29 protein-coding genes are annotated in these 25,650 nt (G+C 64.4%); 14 read left to right on the plus strand and 15 right to left on the minus strand.

What is annotated here, in order from left to right; all coding sequences use genetic code 11:
* Positions 1-23 precede the first annotated feature (23 nt).
* The 3 genes from ACSU1L_RS10960 to ACSU1L_RS10970 form a co-directional block, all read right to left on the minus strand.
* Positions 24-911 carry a carbohydrate ABC transporter permease gene (locus ACSU1L_RS10960; protein ID WP_439255814.1) on the minus strand — a complete coding sequence of 296 codons (888 nt, stop codon included), beginning with the start codon at positions 909-911 and terminating at the stop codon, positions 24-26.
* Entirely contained in the window at positions 905-1,831 is a 927-nt protein-coding gene (locus ACSU1L_RS10965; protein ID WP_438255628.1) for a carbohydrate ABC transporter permease, read from the minus strand. Before ACSU1L_RS10965 ends, ACSU1L_RS10960 begins: the two co-directional genes overlap by 7 nt.
* 90 nt (positions 1,832-1,921) lie before the next feature.
* A complete protein-coding gene (locus ACSU1L_RS10970; protein WP_438255629.1) occupies positions 1,922-3,247 on the minus strand; it encodes an ABC transporter substrate-binding protein in 1,326 nt (441 codons plus the stop codon).
* A 252-nt stretch (positions 3,248-3,499) separates the two neighbouring features.
* On the opposite strand from ACSU1L_RS10970, the gene ACSU1L_RS10975 reads away from it, so the two are divergent.
* The 6 genes from ACSU1L_RS10975 to ACSU1L_RS11000 all read left to right on the plus strand — a co-directional run bounded on the left by ACSU1L_RS10975 (position 3,500) and on the right by ACSU1L_RS11000 (position 10,916).
* Positions 3,500-4,507, plus strand: a complete 1,008-nt coding sequence (locus ACSU1L_RS10975; RefSeq protein WP_439255815.1) for a LacI family DNA-binding transcriptional regulator — start codon at positions 3,500-3,502, stop codon at positions 4,505-4,507.
* A gap of 113 nt (positions 4,508-4,620) precedes the next feature.
* The gene (locus tag ACSU1L_RS10980) at positions 4,621-5,592 is read left to right on the plus strand and encodes an aldo/keto reductase (RefSeq protein WP_439255816.1); all 972 of its coding nucleotides are present in this window, start codon (positions 4,621-4,623) and stop codon (positions 5,590-5,592) included.
* Positions 5,593-5,596: 4 nt separating this feature from the next.
* The gene (locus tag ACSU1L_RS10985; RefSeq protein WP_439255817.1) at positions 5,597-7,639 is read left to right on the plus strand and encodes a beta-galactosidase; all 2,043 of its coding nucleotides are present in this window, start codon (positions 5,597-5,599) and stop codon (positions 7,637-7,639) included.
* Positions 7,640-7,789: 150 nt separating this feature from the next.
* A complete protein-coding gene (locus ACSU1L_RS10990) occupies positions 7,790-9,121 on the plus strand; it encodes an APC family permease (protein WP_439255818.1) in 1,332 nt (443 codons plus the stop codon).
* 26 nt (positions 9,122-9,147) lie between these two features.
* Positions 9,148-10,782, plus strand: coding sequence for a sodium-dependent transporter (locus ACSU1L_RS10995; RefSeq protein ID WP_438255634.1), 1,635 nt, complete (start codon positions 9,148-9,150; stop codon positions 10,780-10,782).
* Positions 10,779-10,916: a methionine/alanine import family NSS transporter small subunit gene (locus ACSU1L_RS11000; RefSeq protein WP_438255635.1), complete on the plus strand. Its 138-nt coding sequence runs from the start codon at positions 10,779-10,781 to the stop codon at positions 10,914-10,916. The genes ACSU1L_RS10995 and ACSU1L_RS11000 overlap by 4 nt, the downstream gene beginning before the upstream one ends.
* 2 nt (positions 10,917-10,918) lie before the next feature.
* Here ACSU1L_RS11000 and ACSU1L_RS11005 read toward each other — a convergent pair whose 3' ends face one another.
* Positions 10,919-11,911, minus strand: coding sequence for a cation diffusion facilitator family transporter (locus ACSU1L_RS11005; protein ID WP_439255819.1), 993 nt, complete (start codon positions 11,909-11,911; stop codon positions 10,919-10,921).
* Positions 11,908-12,312: a hypothetical protein gene (locus ACSU1L_RS11010; protein WP_439255820.1), complete on the minus strand. Its 405-nt coding sequence runs from the start codon at positions 12,310-12,312 to the stop codon at positions 11,908-11,910. The genes ACSU1L_RS11005 and ACSU1L_RS11010 overlap by 4 nt, the downstream gene beginning before the upstream one ends.
* A gap of 236 nt (positions 12,313-12,548) precedes the next feature.
* On the opposite strand from ACSU1L_RS11010, the gene ACSU1L_RS11015 reads away from it, so the two are divergent.
* Both ACSU1L_RS11015 and ACSU1L_RS11020 read left to right on the plus strand, forming a co-directional pair.
* On the plus strand, positions 12,549-13,115 hold the full coding sequence (locus ACSU1L_RS11015) for an NADPH-dependent FMN reductase (protein ID WP_439255821.1): 567 nt from the start codon (positions 12,549-12,551) through the stop codon (positions 13,113-13,115).
* A 52-nt stretch (positions 13,116-13,167) separates the two neighbouring features.
* Positions 13,168-14,424, plus strand: a complete 1,257-nt coding sequence (locus ACSU1L_RS11020) for an FAD-binding protein (protein ID WP_439255822.1) — start codon at positions 13,168-13,170, stop codon at positions 14,422-14,424.
* On the opposite strand, the gene ACSU1L_RS11025 is transcribed toward ACSU1L_RS11020, so the two are convergent.
* The 4 genes from ACSU1L_RS11025 to ACSU1L_RS11040 all read right to left on the minus strand — a co-directional run bounded on the left by ACSU1L_RS11025 (position 14,402) and on the right by ACSU1L_RS11040 (position 16,074).
* Positions 14,402-14,674 carry a DUF7218 family protein gene (locus ACSU1L_RS11025; RefSeq protein ID WP_438255640.1) on the minus strand — a complete coding sequence of 91 codons (273 nt, stop codon included), beginning with the start codon at positions 14,672-14,674 and terminating at the stop codon, positions 14,402-14,404. The genes ACSU1L_RS11020 and ACSU1L_RS11025 overlap by 23 nt on opposite strands.
* Before the next feature lie 9 nt (positions 14,675-14,683).
* Positions 14,684-15,097, minus strand: coding sequence for a CBS domain-containing protein (locus ACSU1L_RS11030; protein WP_438255641.1), 414 nt, complete (start codon positions 15,095-15,097; stop codon positions 14,684-14,686).
* Between the two features lie 80 nt (positions 15,098-15,177).
* Positions 15,178-15,663 (minus strand): hypothetical protein, encoded by a 486-nt coding sequence (locus ACSU1L_RS11035; protein ID WP_439255823.1) that lies wholly within the window; start codon positions 15,661-15,663, stop codon positions 15,178-15,180.
* A gap of 96 nt (positions 15,664-15,759) precedes the next feature.
* Positions 15,760-16,074, minus strand: a complete 315-nt coding sequence (locus tag ACSU1L_RS11040) for a DUF7882 family protein (protein WP_438255643.1) — start codon at positions 16,072-16,074, stop codon at positions 15,760-15,762.
* Positions 16,075-16,151: 77 nt separating this feature from the next.
* Between ACSU1L_RS11040 and ACSU1L_RS11045 the strand changes: the two genes are divergently transcribed.
* Positions 16,152-16,502 (plus strand): DUF7882 family protein, encoded by a 351-nt coding sequence (locus ACSU1L_RS11045; RefSeq protein WP_439255824.1) that lies wholly within the window; start codon positions 16,152-16,154, stop codon positions 16,500-16,502.
* On the opposite strand, the gene surE is transcribed toward ACSU1L_RS11045, so the two are convergent.
* Both surE and ACSU1L_RS11055 read right to left on the minus strand, forming a co-directional pair.
* The gene (gene surE / locus ACSU1L_RS11050) at positions 16,424-17,248 is read right to left on the minus strand and encodes a 5'/3'-nucleotidase SurE (RefSeq protein ID WP_439255825.1); all 825 of its coding nucleotides are present in this window, start codon (positions 17,246-17,248) and stop codon (positions 16,424-16,426) included. The two genes, ACSU1L_RS11045 and surE, sit on opposite strands and share 79 nt — an antisense overlap.
* Entirely contained in the window at positions 17,245-18,243 is a 999-nt protein-coding gene (locus ACSU1L_RS11055; protein WP_439255826.1) for a 1-phosphofructokinase family hexose kinase, read from the minus strand. The genes surE and ACSU1L_RS11055 overlap by 4 nt, the downstream gene beginning before the upstream one ends.
* A 178-nt stretch (positions 18,244-18,421) precedes the next feature.
* On the opposite strand from ACSU1L_RS11055, the gene ACSU1L_RS11060 reads away from it, so the two are divergent.
* The gene (locus tag ACSU1L_RS11060) at positions 18,422-19,306 is read left to right on the plus strand and encodes an SDR family oxidoreductase (protein ID WP_439255827.1); all 885 of its coding nucleotides are present in this window, start codon (positions 18,422-18,424) and stop codon (positions 19,304-19,306) included.
* A gap of 176 nt (positions 19,307-19,482) precedes the next feature.
* Positions 19,483-19,815 carry a DUF6804 family protein gene (locus tag ACSU1L_RS11065; protein ID WP_438255648.1) on the plus strand — a complete coding sequence of 111 codons (333 nt, stop codon included), beginning with the start codon at positions 19,483-19,485 and terminating at the stop codon, positions 19,813-19,815.
* Between the two features lie 18 nt (positions 19,816-19,833).
* Here ACSU1L_RS11065 and ACSU1L_RS11070 read toward each other — a convergent pair whose 3' ends face one another.
* Genes ACSU1L_RS11070 through ACSU1L_RS11085 form a run of 4 tightly spaced genes read right to left on the minus strand, consistent with a single transcriptional unit; the run spans position 19,834 to position 23,488 of the window.
* Entirely contained in the window at positions 19,834-20,490 is a 657-nt protein-coding gene (locus ACSU1L_RS11070; RefSeq protein WP_439255828.1) for a response regulator, read from the minus strand.
* Positions 20,483-21,754, minus strand: a complete 1,272-nt coding sequence (locus ACSU1L_RS11075) for a sensor histidine kinase (RefSeq protein ID WP_439255829.1) — start codon at positions 21,752-21,754, stop codon at positions 20,483-20,485. The genes ACSU1L_RS11070 and ACSU1L_RS11075 overlap by 8 nt, the downstream gene beginning before the upstream one ends.
* Positions 21,755-21,764: 10 nt before the next feature.
* On the minus strand, positions 21,765-22,580 hold the full coding sequence (locus ACSU1L_RS11080; protein ID WP_439255831.1) for an ABC transporter permease: 816 nt from the start codon (positions 22,578-22,580) through the stop codon (positions 21,765-21,767).
* Positions 22,577-23,488, minus strand: coding sequence for an ABC transporter ATP-binding protein (locus ACSU1L_RS11085; RefSeq protein ID WP_438255652.1), 912 nt, complete (start codon positions 23,486-23,488; stop codon positions 22,577-22,579). The genes ACSU1L_RS11080 and ACSU1L_RS11085 overlap by 4 nt, the downstream gene beginning before the upstream one ends.
* A gap of 142 nt (positions 23,489-23,630) precedes the next feature.
* Here ACSU1L_RS11085 and ACSU1L_RS11090 point away from each other — a divergent pair, with 142 nt between their 5' ends.
* The 3 genes from ACSU1L_RS11090 to sufU all read left to right on the plus strand — a co-directional run bounded on the left by ACSU1L_RS11090 (position 23,631) and on the right by sufU (position 25,625).
* A complete protein-coding gene (locus tag ACSU1L_RS11090) occupies positions 23,631-23,807 on the plus strand; it encodes a hypothetical protein (RefSeq protein WP_438255653.1) in 177 nt (58 codons plus the stop codon).
* Positions 23,808-23,889: 82 nt separating this feature from the next.
* Positions 23,890-25,185, plus strand: a complete 1,296-nt coding sequence (locus tag ACSU1L_RS11095) for a cysteine desulfurase (protein ID WP_438255654.1) — start codon at positions 23,890-23,892, stop codon at positions 25,183-25,185.
* On the plus strand, positions 25,182-25,625 hold the full coding sequence (gene sufU, locus ACSU1L_RS11100) for a Fe-S cluster assembly sulfur transfer protein SufU (protein ID WP_438255655.1): 444 nt from the start codon (positions 25,182-25,184) through the stop codon (positions 25,623-25,625). The genes ACSU1L_RS11095 and sufU overlap by 4 nt, the downstream gene beginning before the upstream one ends.
* Positions 25,626-25,650 lie beyond the last annotated feature (25 nt).

Genomic DNA, 25,650 nt, shown 5'->3' on the forward strand with positions numbered 1-25,650 from the left:
GGGCTCATTCAGCCGGGGCGTACTCAGCCCTTCGACGCACCTGCCGTGAGATCAGCCTTCCAGAACCGCTGCAGCGAGACCATCAGCACGACCAACAGGATCACCGAGACAGCCGATCCCGTGACCACCAAAGAGGTGAACGCCGGATCACGCTGGATCTGCGAGTTCCACAGGGTTAGCCCGAGTGTGATCGGGAAGCGCTTCGTGTCGCTGAGCATGACCAACGGAAGCAGATAGTTGTTCCAGATCGTGACGAACTGGAACAGGAAAACCGTCACGATTGCCGGCGTCATCATGCGTGTGGCGATCGCGCCGAAGATGCGCAGGTCACCGGCTCCGTCGATGCGGGCAGCCTCGATCACTTCGTCGGGCACGGACCCGCTCGCGTGGATGCGGGCGAGGTAGACACCGAAGGGACTCACCATGCTGGGAAGCAGGACGCTCCAGTACGACCCGGTGAGCTGCACGGAATTCAAAAGGAAGTACAGGGGCAAGGCGATCACCGTCGCCGGTACCAGCACTCCGCCGAGAATCGTCCAGAACAGTGCCTCTTTGCCGCGGAACTCGTACTTGGCGAAGGCATAACCGGCAGCCGTCGCGATGACGGTGGCGACAAGGGCACCTCCGCCCGAGTAGAGGACGCTGTTGATGATCCAGACCGAGAAGGCACCGTTGTCCTGTGTGAACAGGTTGACGAGGTTCTGCCACGCCTGCGGTGCATCAGAGAACCACAACCCGAAGCTCGAGTAGAGCTGGCTCGGGGACTTCGTTGCGGCAATCAGCACCCAGACGATGGGCAGCAGGAAATAGATCGCGGCCACGACGAGCGCGGCGTTCACGAAGATGGCGCCGGCCATGCCACCAGGGCGGGGCATCGAGCGGCGGCGGGAGTATGCGTCGGTGGTCACCATGCGCGGTTCCCCTTTCGGTTCACGACACGGATGAAGATGGCTGAGAAGGCGAAGGCGAGCAACGCCACGATCACTGCCATCGCCGCGGCGAGGTTCGGGTTCCCCTGCGAGAACGCTTGGTTGTATGCGGCAAGGTTCGGGGCGAAGTCGGAGCTGATCGCTGTGGTCAGCGGGCGGAGCACGAGAGGTTCCACGAACAGCTGCAGGGTTCCGATGATGGTGAAGAGAGTGATGAGTACAACCGAGGGGCGAATGAGCGGCAGCTTGATGTGCCAGATCATGTGCCACTCGCTCGCACCGTCGAGGCGCGCGGCCTCGTAGAGCTCGGACGGGATCGCATCAAGCGCGGCGATCAGGATGAGCATGTTGTATCCCGCGAACGCCCACAGGGCGATGTTCGCGATGGCGAAGAGAACGGCGTCGCTCGACAGCGGGCTCAGATCAATCCCGAACTTCGACAGCAGTTGCAGCACCGGGCTGGTCGCCGGCATGTAGAGAAAACCCCAGAGCAGGGCAGCGATGACTCCGGGTACTCCGTACGGCATGAAGTAGGTGACTCGGAAGACCCGCGGAAAACGTGCGGCACCGGCGCCGAGTAGCAGCGCGAGAGCAAGTGCCGTCACGACCATGAGCGGCACTTCGATCGCGGCGAACGCGACGAGCCGGCCCAGGCTTGCCACGAACGACGGGGTCGATAGCGCGCTGAGGTAGTTATCGAGGAAGACGAACTCACGTGTGGGGGCAGTCAGCCCCAGACCGCTCGACTTCTGCGTGAACAGGCTGTCGATGATCGCGTAGACGATCGGGGCGATGAAGAACGCCGCGAACATGATCATGAACGGCAGCAGCAGAAGCCAGAGCGCCGCGGGCGGGCGCTTGCTGCGTCCTGGTCGGGTGATGGGGGCGGCTGTGGCCGACACGTTTACTCCTCGGTGATGCTGAGCGGATGCCTGGTAGCTTCCGCGGATCGGATCGGGGTGGGCCCGAGGTCAGGCCCACCCCGGATGTCGTCACTCGGCGACGGAGATGCCCTTGTCCTTCATCGCAGCGACGAAGTCCTTCTGGGTCTGCACGAAGGCCTCCGAAAGCGGTGTGCCCTGCTCAACGCTGGATTTGACGTTGTCCGTCAGGTTCGCGAACAGCGTCTGCGACAGCGGCGGCCAGACCCAGCTGGAATCCACAGCGGCGTCCGAGACCGCGAAGACGTCCCAGATGTTCTGTCCGCCGTAGAACGCGAACACCTCCGGGTCATCCTGCAGGCTGTCAACAGCGGCCAGATCAGTGATCGCGGGCCAACCGGCACCGATGCTGGTCAGCGTGCTCACGCTGCCGGGATCGCTGTTCAGCCAGAGCGCGAACTCAGCGGCCTCCTCAGGGTGCTTCGAACCCTTCAGTACGATGTTCGCCGAGCCGCCAGCCCAGGTCGCCGAGACGTTCTCGCCGGCGTTCCACTGCGGAACAGCGGAGACTGCCCACGAGCCAGCAGTGTCGGGCGCCGTTCCGCGAACGATCGCATCGGCCCAGGAACCAGAGATCCACGTGAGGATGTTGCCATTCTGGATGTCTGCGTTCCATTCGCTGGACATGTCAGCTTCGAGCTTGACGAGATCCTCGTCGATGAGCTTCTGCCAGTATTCGGCGACCTTCAGCGTGGCCTCATCGTCGATCGCGACGCCCCATGCGTCTTCTTCGGCCGTGAACCAGGAGCCGCCGGCCTGCTGCGAAAGCCCGATCAGCCACGGTGCCTGGTTGAACGCGAACGCCGCGATGTAGCGATTCGGGTCGGATGCCCGGATCACCTTGGCTGCTTCGTAGTACTCGTCCCAGGTGGTGGGTGCTTCCAGGCCGAGCTCCGTGAAGATGTCCTCGCGGTAGAACTGGCCGAGCGGACCCGACGCCTGCGGGATCGAGTAGACGCGGTCGTCGAAGACTCCGGTCTGCCACTGCCAGTCGGTGAAGAGATCAGCCGAGTCGCTGACGTAGTCCGTGATGTCTTCGACGGCGCCGTTCACCAGGAACTCGGGGATCGCGTCGTATCCGACCTGGGCGACGTCAGCGGGGTTGCCCGCCTGCACGGCCGAGAACATCTTCGCGTAGCCGCCGTCGGGGCCCGCCGTGATGGTTTCGAGGGTGACGTGGATGTCCTCGTGTGCTTCGTTGAACGCGTCGACGGCACGGTCGACGTTCGGTACCCACGACTGGAAGGTGAGTTCGACGGGGCCATCGGCCGGGGCGCTTTCGGCGCCTCCACCGCAGGAGGTGAGAGTGAGCGCGGCGGCGAGAGTGCCGGCCGCGATGGCCGATACGCGGATGCCGCGACTGTGACGTTGCCACATAGTAGATGCTCCTTTGCAAGCAAGATATGAGTGTTGGTGCGGATGCGACGCTACGCCGGTGAGGCGCGCTTGATCCATAGGTGAACCAGGCGTTTAACCTGGACATTTCGACGGTGATTGCTGGGCGATCTCGTCTGAAACTAACCTCGTCGATAAAAACGATTCAACTGACACTATCGCTCCGGCTAGAAAAATTGTAACGTTTTACCTGTAACGTTCAAATCGAGCGTGATCGCAGGATGAGGAGGCAACGTGGCAGAGATCGGCATTCGTGACGTTGCCGCCCGCGCGGGCGTTTCCACCACCACGGTCTCCAACGTTCTCAATCGACCGGAGACCGTTTCGCGTGCAGCGACTGCGAAAGTCGAAGCCGCCATCATCGAGCTCGGCTACGTGCCGAACGTTGCTGCCCGTCAGCTGCGAGCAGGACGATCCAGTGTCATCGGTATGGCCGTTGTCAACATCACGAACCCGTTCTTCTCAGAGGTCGTGCTCGGCGCGGAGGAGACCGCAGAGACATCGGGGTACTCGGTGTTCGTCGGCAACAGCTACGACTCGCGTGCCCGCGAAATCCGCTACCTCGACCTGTTCGAGCGACAGCGACTTGACGGTGTGCTGCTTGCTCCGCTGAGCGGCCAACTCGATGCGCTCGAGCGTTTCGTGAAGCGCAACGTTCCGGTGGTCCTCGTCGACCGGGTCGACCCCACTGGGCGCCTGGCATCCGTCTCTGTCGACGATGTGCTCGGCGGTCGGCTGGCGACAGCTCACCTCATTGCTGGGGGCGCGCGCCGCCTGATGTACGTCGGTGGCCCCTCCGAGATGGACCAGATGCGTGAGCGGCTCGAAGGATGCCAGATCGAGGCGGAGCGAGCAGGCCTTGGACTGACCGTCGTTGATGACGGGCGATTGAGCATCCGCCTGGGACGCGAGATCGGACGCCGCTTGGCCGCAATGCCGCGCAGCGAACGCCCGGACGGAATCTTCGGCGGTAACGACGAGGTCGCCCTCGGGATCATGCACAGCCTGCTTGAAGCCGGCATCGATGTGCCGGGTGAGGTGTCGATCGTCGGCTACGACGACATCGAGTTCGCTTCGGCGTCGGCGGTCGCGCTGACCTCGATCCGTCAGCCGAGTCGCGAGATCGGCCAGCAGGCGGCCGAACTGATGCTTGCCGGTCTCGGCGGGGAAGATCTAAGCGCTCGCTCGATTCGGTTCAAGCCCGAACTGATCATCCGCAAGTCGAGCAGGCCGATCGACTGAATCCGGATCACGCTCGTGGCCGTCGTATCCGTGCGTCTGTCGCGCGTCGAAACGACCACCGGTCGACGTTCAACTGAGAAGGTCGACGTTCAACTGAGAAGAGGGAATCTGCAATGGAGTACACACGTCTAGGTAGCTCTGGTGCCCGAGTCAGTCGTATCGCGCTCGGCACGATGAATTTCGGGCCGGTCATCGACGACGCCGAATCGTTCCGTATCCTCGACGCGGCGGTCGAGCGGGGGATCAACCTGATCGACACGGCGGATGTCTATGGTGGCGCGCCGTGGGGTGACAAGCCTGGACAGACTGAGGAGCTCCTCGGTCGATGGATCAGCGCCCGAGGCAATCGCGATGACCTCGTGGTGGCGACGAAGGTGCAGGGCGCGATGGGCCCTGGCATTAACGACTCCGGTCTGAGTTCACTGCACATCCGCCGGGCCGTAGAGGATTCGCTTCGTCGACTCTCCATCGAGCACATCGACCTGTACCAGATGCACCACATCGACCGGAATGTGCCCGTTGACGAGGTGCTGGATGCCTTTACGCGTCTTGTCGACCAGGGCAAGATCGGATACCTCGGCTCGTCCAACTTCGCGGGATGGAACATCGCGCAGTACCAGGAGATCGCCGGAATGCGCGCAGCCTCGCGTGCGAAGCCGGTCACCGAGCAGTCGATTTACAACCTCACGCAGCGCACCGTTGAACTCGAGGTCGTGCCGGCTGCAACCGCCTACGGCGTCGGGCTGCTTACCTGGTCGCCGCTGGCGAGCGGCATGCTCGGTGGAGTGCTGCGCAAGACCGACCGTTCGCGCAGCAGCGTCGACGCCTTGGGCGGGCGACGTGCGCAGGTCGAGGAATACGAGCGCTATGCCGATGAGCTGGGCGTAGCCCCGGCAGAGCTCGCCATCGCCTGGCTGCTGCATCAGCCGGTTGTCACCGCGCCGATTGTCGGACCGCGCCGGCTCGAGCAGCTCGAGAGCGCGGTACGCGCACTGGATATCACCCTCGGTGCGAAAGAGCTCGCTGAATTGGATCGCATCTGGCCCGGCCCCGGCGGCCCCGCTCCAGAGGCCTACGCCTGGTAGGTCAATGGCTGACCAGACACCGTTCCCCACAGTGAAGACGAGAGGACGTCACATGCATTACGGCGCCGACTACAACCCCGAACAGTGGCCCGAAGAGATCTGGCCGGATGACATCGCGCGCATGCGCGAAGCGAATGTCACCCTCGTGAACCTCGGCATTTTCGCCTGGGCTCGCATTCAGCCGCGTGAGGGTGTGTTCGACTTCGCCTGGCTCGACCGAATCATCGAGATGCTCCATGAGGCGGGCATCGCCGTCGACCTTGCGACCGCGACGGCGTCACCGCCGCCGTGGGTGAGCGCGGTGTACCCCGAGGTTCTGCCCTGTGACGAGAACGGCAGCACGTACTGGCCAGGCTCGCGTCAGGCCTACGCACCCAGCTCGCCGGTGTATCGCCGTCTGGCAGGTGAGCTCGTCACGGCGCTTGCCGCTCGCTATGCAGACCACCCAGCCGTCGTGATGTGGCATATCAACAACGAGTACGGCTGTCATCTGACCGTCGATTACTCCGACGCCGCACGCGACGCCTTTCGTCGCTGGCTGATCGAACGCTACGAGGACGTCGACTCGTTGAACGCGGCCTGGGGCACCAACTTCTGGTCGCAGCGCTACCAGTCCTTCGAGGAGATCTTCCCACCGCGCAAGGCTCCCTACAGTCACAACCCTGGTCAGCTGCTGGACTTCCAGCGCTTCACCAGCGACATGATGCTCGAGTGCTATCTCATGGAGCGTGAGATCATCCGAGCGGCCGGTGCGACCCAGCCGATCACGACGAACTTCATGGGAACGTTCAAACCCGCGGACTACGTGAAGTGGGCGCAGTATGTGGACGTCATCAGTGACGATTGCTACCCAGACCCCAACGAGCCAGACTCCTTCCGCGATGCCGCGCTCACTCGGGATCTGATGCGATCGCTCAAACCGGGCGTTCCTTGGATCCTCATGGAACAGGCGACAAACGCCGTGAACTGGCGTCCGGCGAATGCGCCGAAGGCGCCGGGACAGATGGCCGCGCTCAGTGCACAGGCGATCGGACGAGGCGCTGACAGCATCATGTTCTTCCAGTGGCGTCAGTCTCAGGCCGGAGCCGAGAAATTCCACTCGGCGATGCTGCCTCATGCCGGAACCGGCACCCGGACCTGGCGTGAGGTCACATCGTTCGGGAAAGCTCTCGCCGATCTCCCCGAACTGCCGTCATCGCCCGCGGGAGATGCTCGCGTAGCGCTGGTTCTGGACTGGGATAACTGGTGGGCGGTGGAGGCATCTGATCACCCGCAGAACAGACTGGATTACCTGGCCGTGGTGCAGCGCTGGTACCGAGCACTGCACCGGCGACACGTGCAGGTGGACATCGTTCCCCCAGAGCGCGTCGATGATCGCTACCGGCTCGTGATCGCTCCGGCGCTGTATCTGCTGCGTGAATCCGGTGCTCAGGCACTCACCGATTTCGTCGAGTCCGGCGGACACCTGATCGCCGGACCGTTCACCGATGTTGTGGACGAATGCGACCGATTCCGAGACGGCGGCTACCTCACTCAACTCGGGGGGATTCTCGGAGTCACTCTCGAGGATTTCGGTGCGCTGGTCACGCCAGTCGATTCGGCGGCAGGAACACCTGGTGAGCACACCGCACTCGTTTCAGGAGTGTGGGGCGAGGCCGCTGGGACGCTCTTCGCAGAGGAGATCGCAGCGACGGATGCTGAGGTCGAAGCTGCGTTCACGAGCGGACGCCTCGCCGGGCGTCCTGCCCTCACCGTACGTCGTTCAGGTGCTGGAAGCGCTCGCTATCTCGCGACGATCCTCGATGAGGCCGGGACACAGCAGATCGTCGAGCATCTGATCGCGGAGGCCGGGGTCGAGCCCGTTATCGACGGTTTGCCAGAGCACGTAGAAGCGATGCGTCGCGGCGATATCGTCACGCTGGTGAATCATGGCGGTCCCGAGACCGAGGTATCCGTGCGCGGCGAATCTGTCAGCGGCGAACCGATCAGCGACGGACGAGTCCGACTCGCGGCTTGGGAATGGACGATGATCCGCACGGCGCAGTAGCAACGGACCTCAGCGCCGAGCACGATTGCCCGGTGGAATTGACGGACTGCATCATCATCTCGTCAATCCACCGGGCGTCGGTGTCAACCCCCGCGCCGGAATACTCGCAGTGGGCAAGACTGTGGCACCTTCGAAAACAGAGGAGCCGCCATGCCAGAGCCCCGCAAGCAGCCGGCCCGATTGCGCCGCGCCATCACCGGACCGATGCTCTTCGCCTTCATTCTCGGTGACGTCCTCGGAGCTGGGATCTATGCGCTGATGGGAGTGCTTGCCGGCCAGGCTGGGGGGATGCTGTGGGCGCCGTTGCTGCTCGCGCTCCTGTTGGCGCTGCTGACGGCGGGCTCCTACGCCGAGCTCGTCACGAAGTACCCGCGCGCTGGCGGGGCGGCGGTTTTCGCGGAGCGCGCGTTCCGCAGACCGATCGTGTCGTTCCTGATCGGATTCAGCATGATGGCGGCCGGCGTGGTGAGCGCTGCCGGCCTCGCCATCGCTTTTGCCGGCGACTATCTGCAGACCTTCTTCGCCGTCCCCTCTATTCCCGCGGCGATGGTCTTCCTCTTCATCGTCGGAGCCCTCAACGCTCGCGGCATCCGAGAATCGATGGGGGCGAACCTGGTGATGACGGCGATCGAGGTCACCGGTCTCGTGATCGTGGTGGTCGTGGTGGGCCTGTTCGTCGCGGGCGGTGGAGGCGACCTGTCCCGCGCGATGCAGGCTCCAGCGGATACCGGTGTCGCCGTGGCAGTGCTGGGAGGCGCGATCATCGCCTACTACTCGTTCGTCGGATTCGAGACGTCCGCGAACGTGATCGAGGAGGTCAGACAGCCGAGCAAGAACTATCCGCGTGCGCTGTTCGCCGCTCTCATCACCGCCGGTGCGGTCTATCTGCTTGTCGGGATCGCCAGTGCCGCAGCACTTTCGCCCGCGGAACTCGAACAGTCCAGCGGGCCTCTTCTGTCCGTCGTCGAGGCGACGGGCCTGGGCGTGCCGTCCTGGCTGTTCAGCGCGATCGCGCTCATCGCCGTCGCCAACGGCGCACTGCTGACGATGATCATGGCAAGCCGGCTCGCCTACGGCATGGCAGAGCAGAAGCTCCTGCCAGATGTGCTGGGCAGGGTGCTGCCTCGCCGGAAGACCCCGTGGGCGGCGATCGTGGCGACGACCGCGGTTGCAATGCTGCTGACGCTGATCGGCGACCTGGCCACGCTGGCCGAGACAGTGGTGCTCCTGCTGCTCTTCGTCTTCCTCAGCGCGAACATCTCGGTATTGGTGCTGCGCCGCGACCGGGTGGAGCACGATCACTTCCGGGTGTGGACTTTCATCCCCGTGCTCGGTATCGCATCGTGCGTGCTGCTGCTCACCCAGCAACGCGCAGTCGTGTGGCTCTTCGGGGCTGCTCTGCTCACGGTCGGTGTGGTGCTCTACGTAGTGGCGCGATGGTCGCGGCATCGCAGCATGCCACGCGGGAGTGGTCGCGTCTGAGTGACGCCAGGGGTAGTGTCTGCGTCATGGCGACCGCATCGACGCAGACACAAAAACGCGAGGCTTTCGGATCGCGCAACGTATTCATCCTTTCCGCTATCGGCTCAGCGGTCGGACTGGGCAACATCTGGCGCTTCCCGTACGTTGCCTACGAGGGTGGCGGCGGCGCATTCCTCATCCCTTATCTTTGCGCGCTATTGACTGCCGGCATCCCGCTGCTCTTCTTCGATTACGCGATCGGACATCGGTTCCGCGGGTCGGCACCCCTGGCATTTCGTCGCATGCATCGTGCGGCGGAACCGCTGGGCTGGTGGCAGGTGCTGATCTGCGTCGTGATCTCGGTCTACTACGCCGTCATCGTCGCGTGGGCTGCGATGTACACCTGGTTCTCGGTGGAACTGACCTGGGGTCCTGGCAACGAGAACGACTTCTTCTTCACTGACTTCCTGCAGATGGGCGACGTCTCTGCAACCGGCGTCTCGACGGAATTCGTTCCGCAGGTCGGTATCCCGCTGGTCATGGTCTGGCTCGTCGTGATCGTGATCATGGCACTGGGTGTCAAGCGCGGTATCGGCGCGGCGAACATGGTGCTGATGCCGCTGCTGACGGTGATGTTCGCGGTGCTCGTGGTGCAGTCGCTGTTCCTTCCCGGGGCGATGGACGGTCTCAATGCCTTCTTCACACCGAACTGGGAAGCCCTGGCTGACCCGGGCGTGTGGGCGTCGGCGTACGGACACATCTTCTTCTCCCTGTCGGTCGCGTTCGGCATCATGGTGACCTACTCGTCGTATCTGAAGCGCAAAACCGACCTCACGGGATCCGGTCTGGTGGTGGCGTTCGCCAACTCGGGCTTCGAGATCCTCGCCGGCATCGGTGTGTTCGCGGCTCTCGGATTCATGGCACAGGCGCAGGCGACAGACGTCGCGGGTGTCGCGACCTCAGGTATCGGGCTGGCGTTCATCGCGTTCCCCACGATCGTGTCGCAAGCCACCGGCGGCTCCATCATCGGTGTGCTGTTCTTCGGCGCATTGGTCTTCGCCGGCGTCACGTCGATGATCTCGATCCTCGAAGTGATCGTCGCGGCCTTGCAAGACAAACTCGGCTGGGGGCGCGTGCGCACGACGCTGACGGTGTCGATCCCGCTCGCCATCATCTCGATGGCGCTGTTCTCGACGACGACCGCCCTCGCGGTGCTCGACACAACGGATGCCTTCATCAACGCCTTCGGCATCATGGCAGTCGCCCTGGTGGCCGTCATCGTCGTGGCCTGGCTGCTCTATAAATTGCCCGCGCTTCAAGAGCATCTCAACCGACGCTCGAGTTTCGGTGTCGGTCTCATCTGGAAGCTGCTCGTGGGGCTGCTCAGCCCCATCGTTCTGGGCTATCTCTTCGTCAGCGAGCTCATCACGAAGATCTCGTCTCCGTATGAGGGCTATCCGACCTGGTTCCTGGCCGTGTTCGGCTGGGGAATGGTGATCGCCCTCGTCATCCTCGCCGTTTTGCTGTCACTGCTGCCGTGGAGCAGGCGTTCGCATGCGAAGGACGACCCGGATTATGACGAGTTCCTCGCCGAGGAGCATTACGACCCCGATCCGGAAACCGACACGATCAGGATGCCGTCGCCGGTGGCAACATCGAACGAGAAGGGAGCGGGCGCATGACTCCGACCGCGATCATCTTCATGGTCATCGCCATGGTTACCGTGTGGGGCGGGTTGGTCGCGGCGATCATCAACCTCGCCCGCCACCCGGAATCAGCAGACTCCGAGCCCGAGGCGCCTCCGGTCGAGCTCTGAGCTCAGCTTTCGCGCGCGGGGAGGAGGCCCCGGTCGGCTTCATCCGGGATCTCATCGCAGGCGATGACGACGACATCCTGGACTTTCCAGTCCATATCGGCGACGCCCCGCGAGAGCCGGTCGATCTGCGCGAGTGTGATCCGCTTCCTGTGCGGAACGACGAACGCTTCGATGTGGAAAACCTGACCCTGGTCGCGCATGCGCACGCCGGCATCTTTCACATCCGGCTGAGCGCGCAGATATCTGACGATCTCGGCCGCGAGGGGATGGGGCTGCTTGTCGTCGTAGGTTCGAGCTCGTTCATCCATGAGATCCACGACCGCCCCCTTGGTGTTTCGGATGCCGTCCCAAATGATGCTCAGTGAGATGAACAGCGCCGCGGCGCCGTCGAGCCACCACAGGCCCGCGCCGACACCCAGTACACTGACGATCGATGCGGCGTTGGTCTGCCAATCTGCCTTGGCCATGTCGGCATCGGCATAGAGGATCTTGTTATGCAGAACGGGGGCGAGTTTCGCCTTCGCGCGACCGTATATGAATGGTCCGCTCACGATGATCGCCATGACTGCGACCATGAGCCAGCCGAGCCAGATGGTGTGGCCGAACAGGTTGACGGTGCCGATGGTGGGGTGCTCCACGGCAACCAGCCCGGACGCCGCCTCGAATGCCAGATTGAGTCCCACGCCGAGGAGTGCGACTCCGGCGACGAGATGGCCGATACCCATTGATCGATGAAAACCGTAGGGATGGCGCACCGTCGGTCGCCGCCGCACGAAGATCAGCGCGATGAGGAATGAAACCTGCGGAATGAGGGAGAGCATGTCCTCGATCCACGCGGTCTTCATCGCCTGGGAGTTCCCGACGACGAACGCGACGAGAGCGATCGTGCATGCGGTGTAAATGATGGTGAAGTACTCCCACCACACGGCCTTCTTCAACGCCTTCTGCTGTTCGAGCGGAAGATCCGTGCGCCCGAACTGGTGCCGAGCACTCATGACCCGACTTCCGTGTCTAAAAAGCCTTCCAACTCGGTGAGAAAGGCGTTTTCGCCGAGAGGGACGAACATGACGATCGAGCGGCCATCTGCCCCGTCGATGCCGGGGTAGCCGCGGGTGACCCCGACACGATCTGACCACGGCGTCTTATCCGTGAGGCCTCCGACGATCAGATCCAACTCACCCTTCTCCATCATCACGACCAGCGTCTCTTCGCTGCTGGCGGTGAACTGCACGTCAGCGTCCAAGGAATCTGCGAACGCATCGACGAGATCGATGAGCGGTCCGGACGGCTTGGCAGACGACGTCTGCACAAGGCCATCGTCCTGCGAGACTCCCACCCGAAGGGTTCCATCGGTGACGGCGTCCAAAGTGCCGGCGGGATCTGTCGGCACCGACACCCCACAACCCGTCAGGCAGCAGGTCAGGACAAGGGCGAGAACCGTGATCGCACGATGAGGTCTGTTCAGCTGATTCGACATATTCACTCCGATTCCACGCTGCTTCGCATCGAGCTTCGCGGAAGAACGCCGGGAGGGGAGCACCCTTGACAACCACCCCCGACAACGCGCAAGGGGCTACCGCTCTCTTCGTTCGAGGCGCACACTGGTGTCGTCACCTTCAGTGAGGAGCCGCAATGTCGTACAAGGTCGGATATTTCGTCGGAAGCCTGTCGTCCACATCCATCAACCGGGTGCTGTCAAAAGCGCTGATCAACGTCGCCCCGAAAGACCTCGAGTTCACGGAGATCCCGATCGGGGGCCTGTCGCTCTACAGCCCCGATTACGATTCTGCCTACCCCGAGAACGCCCGGGCGCTCAAGGATGCCATCGCTGACAGCGACGCGATTCTGTTCGTCACACCGGAGTACAACCGGTCCATCCCCGGCGCGCTCAAGAACGCCATCGACTGGGCTTCGCGCCCGTGGGGTCAGAATTCCTTCGACCATATGCCCACCGCGGTCATCGGAGCATCCATCGGCGTCATCGGAACCGCCGTTGCGCAGCAGAGCCTGCGGGCCGTGCTCGCGTTCTGTAACGCCCGCCAGATGACGGCACCCGAGGCATACATCCACTACACGCCCGAGGTCTTCCACGACGATGGCAGCATCGCCAAAGCAGACACCGAAGAATTCCTCCGCAACTACATGATCGAGTTCCGGGATCACATCCGCCGAGTGCTGACGGTACTGCCCCGACAATGACGCGCAGCGTCATCCGGCGATATTCTCGCCGCAGGCGCGGGATGATGGGCGCATGGCAATAACGAATTGGGCGGGCAACGTCGTCTTCACCCCGACCGAGATTCTCCGTCCTTCCGACATCGCCGAGGCCCAGCTGCTGGTGAGCACGGCCGAGCGCATTCGCGTGCTCGGCACCGGACACTCGTTCAACGACATCGCCGATGGCCCCACTCTCATTTCGCTCGGCGGCATCGATCTGCCGTTCGAGCTCGACGAACGCGCACGCACCGTCACCGTCCCGGGGTCGGCGCCGTACGGGGCGGTCGCCGCGTTCCTGCAGGAGCACGGCTGGGCGCTGCACAACCTCGGATCGCTGCCGCACATCTCCGTCGCAGGCGCGACAGCGACAGCGACCCACGGTTCTGGCGACGGCAACGGCGTACTCTCAACCGCCGTGCGGGGCATCGAACGCATCGGCGCTGATGGCGAATTGAGCTGGGTGCGCGCGGGAGAACCCGACTTTGAAGGAAGCGTTGTCGCTCTCGGTGCGCTGGGAGTGATCACCCGGATCACCCTCGCGATCGAACCCACTTTCGAGATCACCCAGCAGGTGTATACCGGCCTTCGGTGGGACACGTTCCTTGAAGAGTTCGATGCGATCATGAGCGCGGCGTATAGCGTGAGCGTGCTGGGGGAGTGGAGCAGCCCGGCGCTGTCGACGCTGTGGTTCAAGTATCGAGACGGCCGTGGGGATGCTCCCGCGGAACTGTTCGGCGGCGATCGCGTGACCGCTGAGGTGCACGCGATCATTCCGGGCGCTGCCCCCGATGACAACATGACGCCGCTGGGTGCCAGTGGTGCGTGGTCGAGCAGACTGGCGCACTTCCGCTTCGACCGCGACCCGAGTGCGGGTGGCGATGAGCTGCAATCAGAGTTCTTCGTGCCACGGGAGTGGGCAGTCCCGGCGCTGCGCGCGATCCGACGGCTCGGTGACCGCATCGATCCGCTCCTGCACGTGAGCGAATTTCGCACCTTCGCCGGTGACGACCTTTGGCTCAGCGGCGGCGAAGGCGGAGCGCGTCTTGCCATCCACTTCACCTGGCGTCAGCGTCCGGCAGAAGTGGCAGCGCTGCTGCCGGAGATCGAAGCCGCGCTGGAACCGTTCTCACCGCGTGCGCATTGGGGCAAGGTCTACAGCCGTGACTTCGACCAGGCCGGTGCCTTCGACCGGCTCGGTGATTTCGCGAACCTGGCGTCACGCTTCGACCCGCAGGGCAAGTTCACGAACGCCTACCTCGGTCGCGTTCTCAGTGGTTTCGCAGCGCGCTAATCAGCTCTGCCTTGCGCTTGTCCGAGTAGCCGGTGAGCCCGAGCTCCTTGGCCCGGACCTTCAACTCGTCCACGGTCCAGTCCTCGTAGCTTCCTGCTTCACCACCGCGCCGACCGACCTCTGATCGGCCGCGTTTCGTGCCACCGGTGGCATTCGAGATACGTGCCGCCTTCTCTTTGGAGGCACCGTCCTCGCGCAGCTCCTCGTAGAGCTCGGGATCTTTCAAACGTGAGTTCGCGTCGCGTGGCATGCGGTCCTCCTAGCGTGAGATGCTCTCGACAGTGATGCCGGTGGTCTCCGGTGCCAACGAGCGAGCGATGTCGGCTTGGCTGATGATGCCTACCAGCATGTGATCGTCGATGACAGGAAGACGGCGGATCTGATGATTCTGCATCTTCTCCAGCGCGACACGGATGTCATCTGATGCCTCTACGGTCACCGGCTTTCCTTTAGCCAGTGCCCGCGACGGTGTCGTCTCGGGGTCCAGCCCCTCGGCAACTGCACGAACGACGATGTCACGATCGGTGAGCATGCCCTTGAGCTTTCGATCCTCTCCGCAGATCGGCAAAGCCCCAACATCCAGTTCTGACATGAGCGCCGCGGCGATGCTCAACGAATCGTTCTCGCCGATGCAACGGGGAGCAGCCGTCATGATCTCGTTGGTGAGTGTCATTTTCCTTTTCTCCTGTTATCTCGCTGTGCGCGTCACGCTAGAACTCGAGCGCGATCTGGCCAAGGGGGCTTGACAGCCGCTCAGCCATCCTTCACCTCGAGGTCCGCGTCGGGCTCATTGTGCTGATCCTGCGGGTAGTCAGGGCGGGCGGGTTGCGCTGGCTGGTCCGAGAGCTCGCCGCCTTCGCGCCCACCGTACGGTCGGCCGTGGTCAGCGAACTCGTCTCGCGTGAATACCAGGGTCCATCTGCCGGCGGTGAATCGAGCACCCGTCCGCAGGATCTCCGTTCGACCGCCGCGCCCGCTCTCGTCAGCCTGCGGACTGGCATTCATCTCGCCGGTACCGTGCAGGGTGAGCACGTACTCGTCACGGTCGTCGTGTGTGATCGTCGCATGCACCGGGTCGGTGTCCGCCAGGAGCAGTTCGTTGCCGGCGGCCGAGCCGATGTGCACGGTGTCGGTGGTGAGGTGATGCACGAAGCGCTCGTGCTCATGAGAGACGAGCAGCTTCGGATTCCCCGCCCCCCACTCGGCGTGGGTTGTCGTGGGTTGATATCTCTCATTCATGACTGTCGCCTCCGACCATGTTGCGTGCCTGCAACGTTAGAGGGGCCAGTCGTCAGCGCAGAGGGGCTTGACCGCGCGCAGAAGATATGGGCTGATTCATTCCGGGGTGCTGATCACGTCTTCGGGCACCAGGGTGATCCCGCCGCTGGAGCTTGCGGAGTTCGCCATCGCGGTGATCCAGTCCGATCGCAGCTGCGGCGGTTCAACATCATCGAAGACGAAGCGGAGCGGGATTGACGGGTGCAACCAGATCGTCGAACGTCCGGGCTTGGCGTTGTCCGGATGCCGCCAGGAGAGTGTGAAACTCTCATTACGTCGCAACTTTGTGGCAATCACGACTTTCAGGTGTGCGAGCGCCCGATCATCGATCGAGATCGGCTCGGCGGCACCGCCGTAGTACATCATTCCCATCACACTAGGATAACGATTGGGGGCAATTTTCGACACTGCCTAAATGGCAAGCGCAGCAAGATACGGAGGCGACGCGCATGGGTAAGTTCATCTACGAGGGTGGCGTCAAAGTCGAGATCGAGGACCGCGCACTGCTGCATGTGCAGCTCGTGATCAGCGCGAAGCTGCGTCGCGGAGAGCCCTTCTCATTCAGCTGGCGGGAAGACGCCAGCGTCGGTGGTGGGCGCACGACCGTCTGGGTGCACTCGGGCAGTTCCATCGTCTACAAGTACTACGGTGGCCGTCAGCCTTCGATCAACCGCGCCTGGGTCGATGCTTTGGCCTTCACAGCCAACGCGCCGACCGGCCTCTACATCGTTCCGGAACCGGCTGAGACCGGTGAGGCTCCGGGCACGGATGAGCTACCGACCGTGCCACCGATCAGCTGAACTTCTCCAATGTCGAGCGGGGTCTCGAGCACGGAGTCGATCCCGGTGATCGTCACCCACCCCTGCGCGAGATTGGCGGCATCGCTATCGTCGGCCGGGATGTTCGGGAGCTCTTCGACGGCTAGGCGTACGTAGCGCTCGTCGCTCTCGGTCACTGCCATCTGGACGATGCCGAACGGCGCCAGCGTGCTCTCTCTGATCCCGTGCGGATCGGGGCGGTTGGGAACGTTCACGTTCATCGTGGTGCCTCGCGCACGCGCGGTCAACGCTGGGACGAGACTGGTGGCCATGCGTGCGGCCGTTCGCCAGTGGAACGACTCCGGCTTCATACCGACATCGAGCGACACCGCCATCGCCCAGGCGTCGTTGAGCGCTCCAGTGAGGGCAGCGCCGACGGTGCCGGAGTGCAGGATCGCCCGGCCGACATTGGCACCGTGGTTCACCCCGGAAAGGACGATGTCCGGCGACGGGCCGAAGGCCCGGCGTGCAGCAATCATGGCGATCAACCCGGGGCCGCCGTGGACGGCGAAAGCGGGCACATCGGGAAGGGCATCCAGCGTCCGCCGTTCCACGGAGATCCGTCCCTCCGATTCGCTGGCCATGATCGACGCACTCGAGCCGCTCGACTGGGCTACGGGGGCGGCGACGACGACGTCGAAGCCGCTGTGCACAGCAGCTTCGGCGAGCGCCGTGAGCCCGGGGGCATCGATGCCGTCATCGTTGGTGATCAGTGCGCGCAGTGTCATGAGTCGCTCGTCTCTGCCAGCGCCGCCAGCCCATCCGGGCTGACGCGTCCGTGCGGGGCTTCGGCTTCGGCATCCGCCTGTTGGATCTCTCGCACCAGCACCTCTGAGCGAAGCTGCGCGATCATGTCGGCATTTCCGGTGCCCAGGCCGTGCCGGGTGACGTTCAACGCTCCCGCTGCGGTGCCGAGTGTGATCGCGTCGCGCAGGCTGTCGCCACGCGTGATCGCTGCGACGACCCCGGCGGTGAGGGAGTCGCCCGCTCCGCGCGTTTCGTGCTCCTCGAATCGGGGGAGGGAGACTTCGACCACGCCATCAGCATCCAGAAGCAGTGACGGGGCGGATGAGCGTGTGACGATGACGGCGCGTGCGCCTTGTTCCCGCAGTTGCTGCATTGCGGCGATCAACCGTGGCAGCGATGTTTCTCGCACCAGACCGTCGTCGCGGAGTTCCTCGTGGCTCACTTTGAGTATGTCGACACCGCCTGCTACGACCGACTGCAGCCGTTCCCCGGCGAGATCCGCGATCACGGTGCGGCCCTCACGGCGAAGGTCGATGGCCAGTCGACGGTAGATGTCAGCGGGCACAGTGTCATCTCCGGCCGGTCCGCTCAGGATCACAGCGCGAGAGTCGGCACAGCTACGCAGGGTCGCGCTGTACAGATCATCCAGTTCGTGTCGGCCGATCGGGTCGCCCTCCTCCTCAGCGATCACGGTGCGGTCGCCCTCACGACGGTCGTGCAGATAGGCGGAACCACGACCATCGCGTTCGACGGCGACGACACTAAGACCCTCATCCTCGAGCAGATGCTTCAGCGTCTGCCCGATCTCGCCACTCAGCACGCAGCACATCGTCACAGACACGTCGAGCCTGCGCAGCATCCGCGCTTGCCACACGCCCTGCCCGCCAGCATGCACATGAATCTCAGAGCCCCGCGGATGATCTTCGATCGTCACCGTCAGGGTCGGAGACGGAGCGAAAATTGTGACATCACTCATGCTCGACTCCCTTCGTTCACAGCCCCTGCAGTCTCTCAGCGCAGCTGGCGGATACGGCCCCCGTTGACAGATCGACACCGTGCCACTAGCTCTTTCGTATCGGGCCGCGCGCGTAAGACCGGGTCAATCGGGTGTCAACCCCCTAGATGAGAGCGGTGGGTAAGAAGAAGGTGTCGATATGGCCCCTCACGACGCAGATCCCCGCCACGCCCACCCCAATGATGGCTTCCCTGCACAGGAGCAGGACCAACCAGGTCAGACAGATCAGATGCGTCCCAAACCCGATCACGGTGAGACGACCTATGAGGGTCACGGGAGGCTCTCGGGTCGCCGTGCGCTGATCACCGGCGGCGACTCGGGCATCGGACGCGCGGTGGCCATCGCGTTCGCCCGCGAGGGCGCGGACGTCGCGATCGTGCACATGCCCGAGGAACAGGGTGATGCTGACGAGACGCTGCGATGGGTTCGTGAGGCGGGGCGAACTGGACTGAGCATCGCTGGCGACATCCGCGATGAGGATTTCGCCACGCGATGCGTCGCCGATGTGCGCAGTGCTTTCGGGGGCCTCGACACCCTGGTGCTGAACGCCGGATATCAGCACGATGTCGACGGTTTTGAGACACTCAGCACCGACGCGATGCGGCGGGTGTTCGACACGAACCTGGCTGGCATGATCTTCTCGGCACGCGCAGCGTTCGCAGAGCTCGAGCCCGGCTCCAGCATCACCGTCACCGCCTCGATTCAATCGTTCAATCCTTCCCCCGGCCTGATCGACTACGCCATGACCAAAGCCGCGCAGGTCGCGTTCGTCAAGGCGCTCGCCGAAGAAGCCGGTCCACGCGGGATCCGCGTGAATGCTGTCGCACCGGGCCCGATCTGGACCCCGTTGATTCCGGGAACCGGGTGGGATGCGGATAAAGTCCGCAACTTCGGTGCTGACACACCCCTCGGACGGGCCGGGCAACCAGCGGAACTGGCCGGGGCGTACGTCTACCTCGCCTCCGGTGAATCGTCGTACGTATCCGGCGCAGTCTTGCCGGTCACCGGAGGGAAAGCACTATGACTATGACAGCTCCAGAGCCTCCGAAACCTCTTCCCACTCGTGGGAAGAGCGTGACAGCGGTCGAGATCTCATCGCGCGCGGACCAGCCGCGGCGGATCCCGCACTTTCCGCCGGCCTGATCGCGGTCCCGGGCTCGGTCACCGCAGGCAAACGGGAAGTGCGGGAAGATGGAGCACATGAGCTCTTCCACCCCGCAGATGCAGCGCAACGCTCTGGCTCCCGGCTTGCTCGCGGCCATCGCACTCTTTGTTTCGCCGCTGTTCCCCGAGGGAACCGTCGCCACGGTCATCCTTTTCCTCGTCGCGATCCTCGCGGCGATCGTCGCCTGGTTCGCGCTGCGGGCGGGGCAGTGGTGGTGGACGATCGTGTTCGTCGCCATCGCCGTGGTGTGGAACCCGATCTACCCGTTCGGCTTCAGCGGCGTGTGGTGGACCGTCGCCACGATCGCGGCTGCCCTCGCGTTCATCACAGCGGGCGCGCTGGTCAAGAACGAGCGCACCGCGCCCTGAGGTGCGGGGCCGGCCACGTCACGCGACGAGGCCGAGCCGGTGCGCGAGGATGACGGCTTGAATGCGGTCCCGGACCGGAAGCTTCATCAGCACCCGTCCGACGTGCGTCTTCACCGTCGATTCGCTCAAGAACAGCCGCTGCGCGATCTCGACGTTCGTGAGCCCCTCGCCGATCGCGATGAACACATCGCGTTCACGTTCGGTGAGTGCTGCGGTGGGGTCCTCCCCATTCGCGGGCGCGCGCAGCTGCGGGCCGAGGTGCTCGAGGAAACGGCGGGTCACGCGCGGCGAGAGCACGGCGTCTCCGCGGTGCACGGCGCGGACAGCGGAGATCAGCTCGTGGCGCTGGGCATCCTTGAGGAGAAACCCGCCCGCCCCCGCACTGATCGCGCCGAACGCGTACTCGTCGAGGTCAAAGGTGGTGAGCACGAGCACGCGGCACTCGGGCAACTCACGGGTGATGGCCTGCGTCGCCGCGATCCCGTCGGTGCCCGGCATCCGCACATCCATCAACACCACGTCGGGGCGCAATTCGCGGACCAAAGCGATGGCGGCGTCACCGTCGGCGGCGTCGCCGACGACCTCGATGTCGCCCTCAGCCTCCAGCACGAGCCGGAACCCGACGCGGATCAGTTCCTGATCGTCGACGAGCAGCACGCGGATGCTGTCACTCATGTTCGTCCTCACCTCGGTGTTCATTGGCTGGCAGTTCGGCGCGCAGTATCCATCGTCCGGGGCCGGCGGGGCCCGAGGAAAGCGAACCACCCACGTGTGCGGCGCGCTCCTGCAAACCGCGGATGCCGTAGCCCGATGTCCCCACGCGCTGAGTGACACCGTCGTTGTCGATCTGGATCGTCACGGTGTCTGCGGTGTGATCGATGCGCACGGCGATCGAGCGCGCCCCCGAGGCGTGGCGCATCGCGTTCGTCATGCCCTCCTGCACAATACGGCCGACGGCGAAGCGGACAACGGGCGACGCTGCATCCGACCCTGTCGTGGTGAGTGTGGCGGGGTATCCGGCGTGCTGCGCTGCCGCGATCGTCTGCTGCGGGGATACCGGCTCCGCCGGTGCGAGCGGGGCGTCGGTGTCGCCATCGCGGAGCACGCCCAGCATGGCGCGCATCTCGGTGAGGGCGCCCCGTGCGGTCGTGGCGGCAGCGGTTGAGGCATCCCGCGCACGCTGTCGGTCGTCGGTTGCGGCCGCGCCCTCGGACAGGGCGACGACGACGGTGAGCGAGTGCGAGACGATGTCGTGCATCTCGCGGGCGATGCGTGCCCGTTCGGAGGCCGCCGCGATCTGCGCCTGCTGGTCGCGCTCGGTAAGCAACTGCCGTGAGCGATCGATGATCGCTTCGACGTAGCGCTTGCGCCCGCCGACGTTCGTCCCGATGAGCGTGCCGATGAGGGCGATGACGAACTGTCCGATCACGCCGTTCACTGCCGATTGCAGGGAGAAGACACCGAGCATCGACAACAGCGTGCACACGAGCGTGTACGGGACCATGCCGCACGCGAAGCCGAGCCAGGCAGCCCGCGTCGAACGGTACACCGCCAGCGCATAACTCACCATGAGCAGCAGGATGCCGCCGGACGGTTCTCCGCTGAGTAGATAGATGAACGTCGTCGCCCATCCGGCCGCGAACACGATCCGCGGCCACTGTCGCCGACGCAGCAGCAGGACGCAGGTGATCGCTACCGCCGCGACGATGATGATGGCAGTAGCGAGCGGTATCGGGCCGGGATCACCCGGATCCTCCAACGGTGTCGTATAGGTCCTGAATACCGTGACCGGTGCGGCCGACATCACAAAACACGCGAGAGCGATCAGCACGTCGGCGAGGGTCGGATGCCGCGCCCAGAACCGCCGGATGAGACCCGGCGTGCGCGGCAGCCGCAGCTCCTCGTCCTCGAGAGGGCGGGAGCTGCGGCCGGTGTTCACGTCGTCGACTCTACGCGTCACGGGTGCGCAGCACGGCCCATGCTCCGAGCATTCCCGCGGCGACCCAAGCGGCGAGCGTGGCGTACGCCTCCGCCACCGGGATGCCCCAGTCGTCCTGCGGCAGCACTGCGCTCTGCGCAGCAGACATCGGCAGATGGTTCGCCACATCGATGATCCACTCCCATCCTTCCCCGACGCCGCCGAAGATGCCGGCGATGAGGGGAAGCACGAACAGCAGGCCGACGGTTGCGGCGATCGCCCCGGCGCCAGAACGGATCAGGAATCCGAAAGCCAAACCGATGAGCGCGAACACCGCCATCGAAATCGACGCTGCCAGGATCGGCAGCGTGGACGTGGCCGGGTCATCCCAGCCGAACGGGATGTCGCGGCCCGCGAAGATTGGTGTCACGATCACGGCTGCGGCGAAGAAGATCACCAGCGACGAGACGAACATCACGACCGCCACGACGACCGCTTTCGAGGCGAGGACCGCACCGCGCACCGGTTCAGCCGCCAGCGTGGAGCGGATCATGCCGGTGGAGTACTCGCCGGTGATGGCGATTGCGCCGAGGATGCCGGCGAGCAGCATCGTGAACTGGAACGGGGTCACGACGGCCTGGACCGGTTCGAACCCCGGCACCTCGGCGAGGGAGCCGGCCACGAGCAGGGCGATGCCGATCGTGAGTAGGGCGGTGATGCCGATCGCCCACCAGGTGGAGCGAAGCGTGGACAGTTTGATCCACTCGCTGCGCAGCAGGCGGACGAACGTCAGCCGGTACGGCGAGATGGCGTGCGTCGTGCGCTGAGGGAGTGTTGCGGTGGTCATGAGATCTCCTTGCTGCGGTACTCGACGGCATCGCCGGTGAGTGCGAGGTAGGCGTCTTCGAGCGAGCCTGCGGTGGGGGTGAGCTCGTGCAGCGCGATCCGCTGATCTGCCGCGACATCTCCGATGCGGGATGCCGGAACGCCCGTGATCTCGAGCGTCTCCGCCCCGGTTGTGACGATCTCCACATTCGGTCCTGCGACAGCAGAGGCGAGATCGGCAGCGCGTGGTGAACGAACGTGCACCGTGGAGCTCGTCCAGGAGCGCACGAGCTCCGGGATCGGGGCATCCGCCAACACCTGCCCGCGTCCCATAACGATCACGTGGTCAGCGGTCTGGGCCATCTCGCTCATCAGGTGGCTCGACAGCAGTACTGTGCGCCCCTCGGATGCTGCGTATCGGACGAACTGGCGCACCCAGCGCACCCCCTCCGGGTCGAGTCCGTTGACGGGCTCGTCGAGGATGAGCGTGTGCGGGTCACCGAGCAGGGCAGAGGCGATGCCGAGACGCTGACCCATGCCCAGCGAGAACTTCCCCGCACGTTTGCGCGCCACCGGTTCGATGCCGGCGAGATCGATGACCTCGTCGACGCGGGAGGAGGGGATGCCGTGCGTTGCAGCCATCGCACGCAGGTGGTTGCGGGCACTGCGCCCGGTGTGCACCGCTTTGGCATCGAGCAGGACGCCGACTTCGGTCAGCGGAGCGCGCAGTTTGCGGTACTCGGTGCCGTTGACGGTGGTGCGACCGGCCGTAGGACGGTCGAGTCCCACGATCATTCGCATGGTCGTGGATTTGCCGGCGCCGTTGGGGCCGAGAAAGCCCGTGACTGTGCCGGGGCGGATTGTGAAGGACACGTCCTGCACGGCGGTCTTGTCTCCGAACCTCTTCGTGAGGCCTTCTGCTGTGATCATGCTTCGACGCTACGCAGGACCGGCATCGTCGCGCGTCATCCTGCGGTACCGACGTGCGCGGCACTACAGTGCCGCTGCGCGTTGGCGGTGAGCGCGGCGGCGGCCGTGGCGAACCCGTCCAAATCGGCGTAGCGTGCCCCGTATGGATGAGCACCGACCCGACCCCGCTGAAGAGATTCGTCCCGACAACACTGCCGATGAAGCGAGCGAGGGTGCGTCACTGGGCGGCGACGAGACGACCGAGGAGCAGCTGGATGCCGACAACGCCGTCGAGGAGGACGCGCTGAAGGCGTTGGATCCCGACGACACCCCGGCCTGAGCCGCGCATCAGCACTGAGCGGCAACCGCCGCCGGTCGACGGTTGCGCCCCGGGCATCGCTTGCAGGTGAGAAGCTTGAACAATGAGTTCTTCCCCTTCTGCCGGCTCATTTCTGACGGATGCTGAGATCCTCCGCATCCGGGAGGATTTTCCGATCCTGCACACCCAGGTGAACGGGCATCCGCTCGTCTATCTCGACTCAGGAGCTACCGCGCAACGCCCGCTTGCCGTGCTCGATGCGGAACGGAACTTCCTCACCACGCTGAACTCCGCCGTGCACCGCGGGGCGCATACGCTCGCCGCCGAGGCGACCGAAGTCTTCGAAGACGCCCGTGCGACGGTGGCGCGCTTCATCGGCGCCGATGACGACGAGGTCGTCTGGACCTCGAACGCGACCGAGGCGATCAACCTGGTCGCCTACGCGTTCTCGAACGCCTCGGTCGGACGCGGGGGAGCGACAGCCGCGAGGTTCGCGCTTCGGGCTGGCGACGAGATCGTCACCACCGAGATGGAACATCACGCCAACCTCATCCCCTGGCAGGAACTCGCCGCGCGCACGGGCGCGACGTTGCGGATCATCCCGCTCGATGATGACGGCGCACTGCGGCTCGATGAGATGCCGATCACTGAACGCACCAAACTGGTCGCCGTCACGCACGTGTCCAACGTGCTCGGCGTCATCAACCCGATCGAACAGATCGTCGCCGCAGCTCGCAGGGTAGGCGCCCTGGTGCTGCTGGATGCCTGCCAGTCCGCACCGCACCTCCCGCTGAATGTCCGCGCGCTCGATGTCGATTTCGCCGTCATCTCCGGGCATAAGATGCTCGGCCCCACCGGCATCGGAGCGCTCTACGGTCGACGCGAACTTCTCGAGGTCATGCCGCCGTTTCTGACCGGCGGATCGATGATCACCACGGTCACCACGACGGCGGCCGAATATCTGCCGCCGCCGCAGCGCTTCGAGGCGGGCACTCAACGCGTGTCGCAGGCCGTTGCGCTCGCCGCAGCGATCGACTACCTCACCGCCGTGGGGATGGAGCGGATCGCAGCCCACGAGGAAGTGCTGGGTCGAATGCTGGTCGACGGACTCACCGCGATCGACGGCGTGCGGGTCTTGGGTGCGGGCATCGACCTGCCGCGTGTGGGGCTTGCAAGCTTCGATATTCCGGGCATCCACTCGCACGACGTCGGTCAGTTCCTCGATGACCGTGGGATCGCCGTGCGGGTCGGGCATCACTGTGCGCAGCCGCTGCATCGACGACTCGGCGTGACCGCATCGACCCGTGCCAGCACCTACCTCTATTCGACTGCGGACGAGGTCGATGCCGTCATCGACGGTGTTCGCTCGACCATCGACTTCTTCGGAGTGCGCTCATGAGTTCCAGTGATCTGCAGAATCTGTATCAGGAGCTGATCCTCGACCACTCGCGCACACCGCACGGTTTCGGCCTGCGCGATGAGGTTGCGGCGCAGTCTCACCAGCTCAATCCCACCTGCGGCGACGAGATCACGCTGCAGGTGCATGCCGGCGCTGATGGCACGGTCGAGGCAATCGCCTGGGAGGGGCACGGCTGTGCCATTTCGCAGGCTTCGGCGTCGCTGTTCGCCGAGCTCGTCGAGGGCATGACCGTGGCCGAGATTCAGACCCGGATCGATTCGTTCCGCGAGGCACTGCGTTCACGGGGAAAGATCGAACCGGATGAGGAGCTTCTGGGGGATGCTGCGGCTCTGGGCAGTGTTTCGCGTTATGTCGCCCGCGTGAAGTGCGCGATGCTCGCCTGGGTCGCCGCGGAAGACGCGATGCGCAAGCTCGTTTGAACGATGTCGCTGCATGACGCCTGAT

This window comes from Microbacterium sp. A94 (assembly GCF_051842855.1).
Lineage (GTDB): Bacteria > Actinomycetota > Actinomycetes > Actinomycetales > Microbacteriaceae > Microbacterium.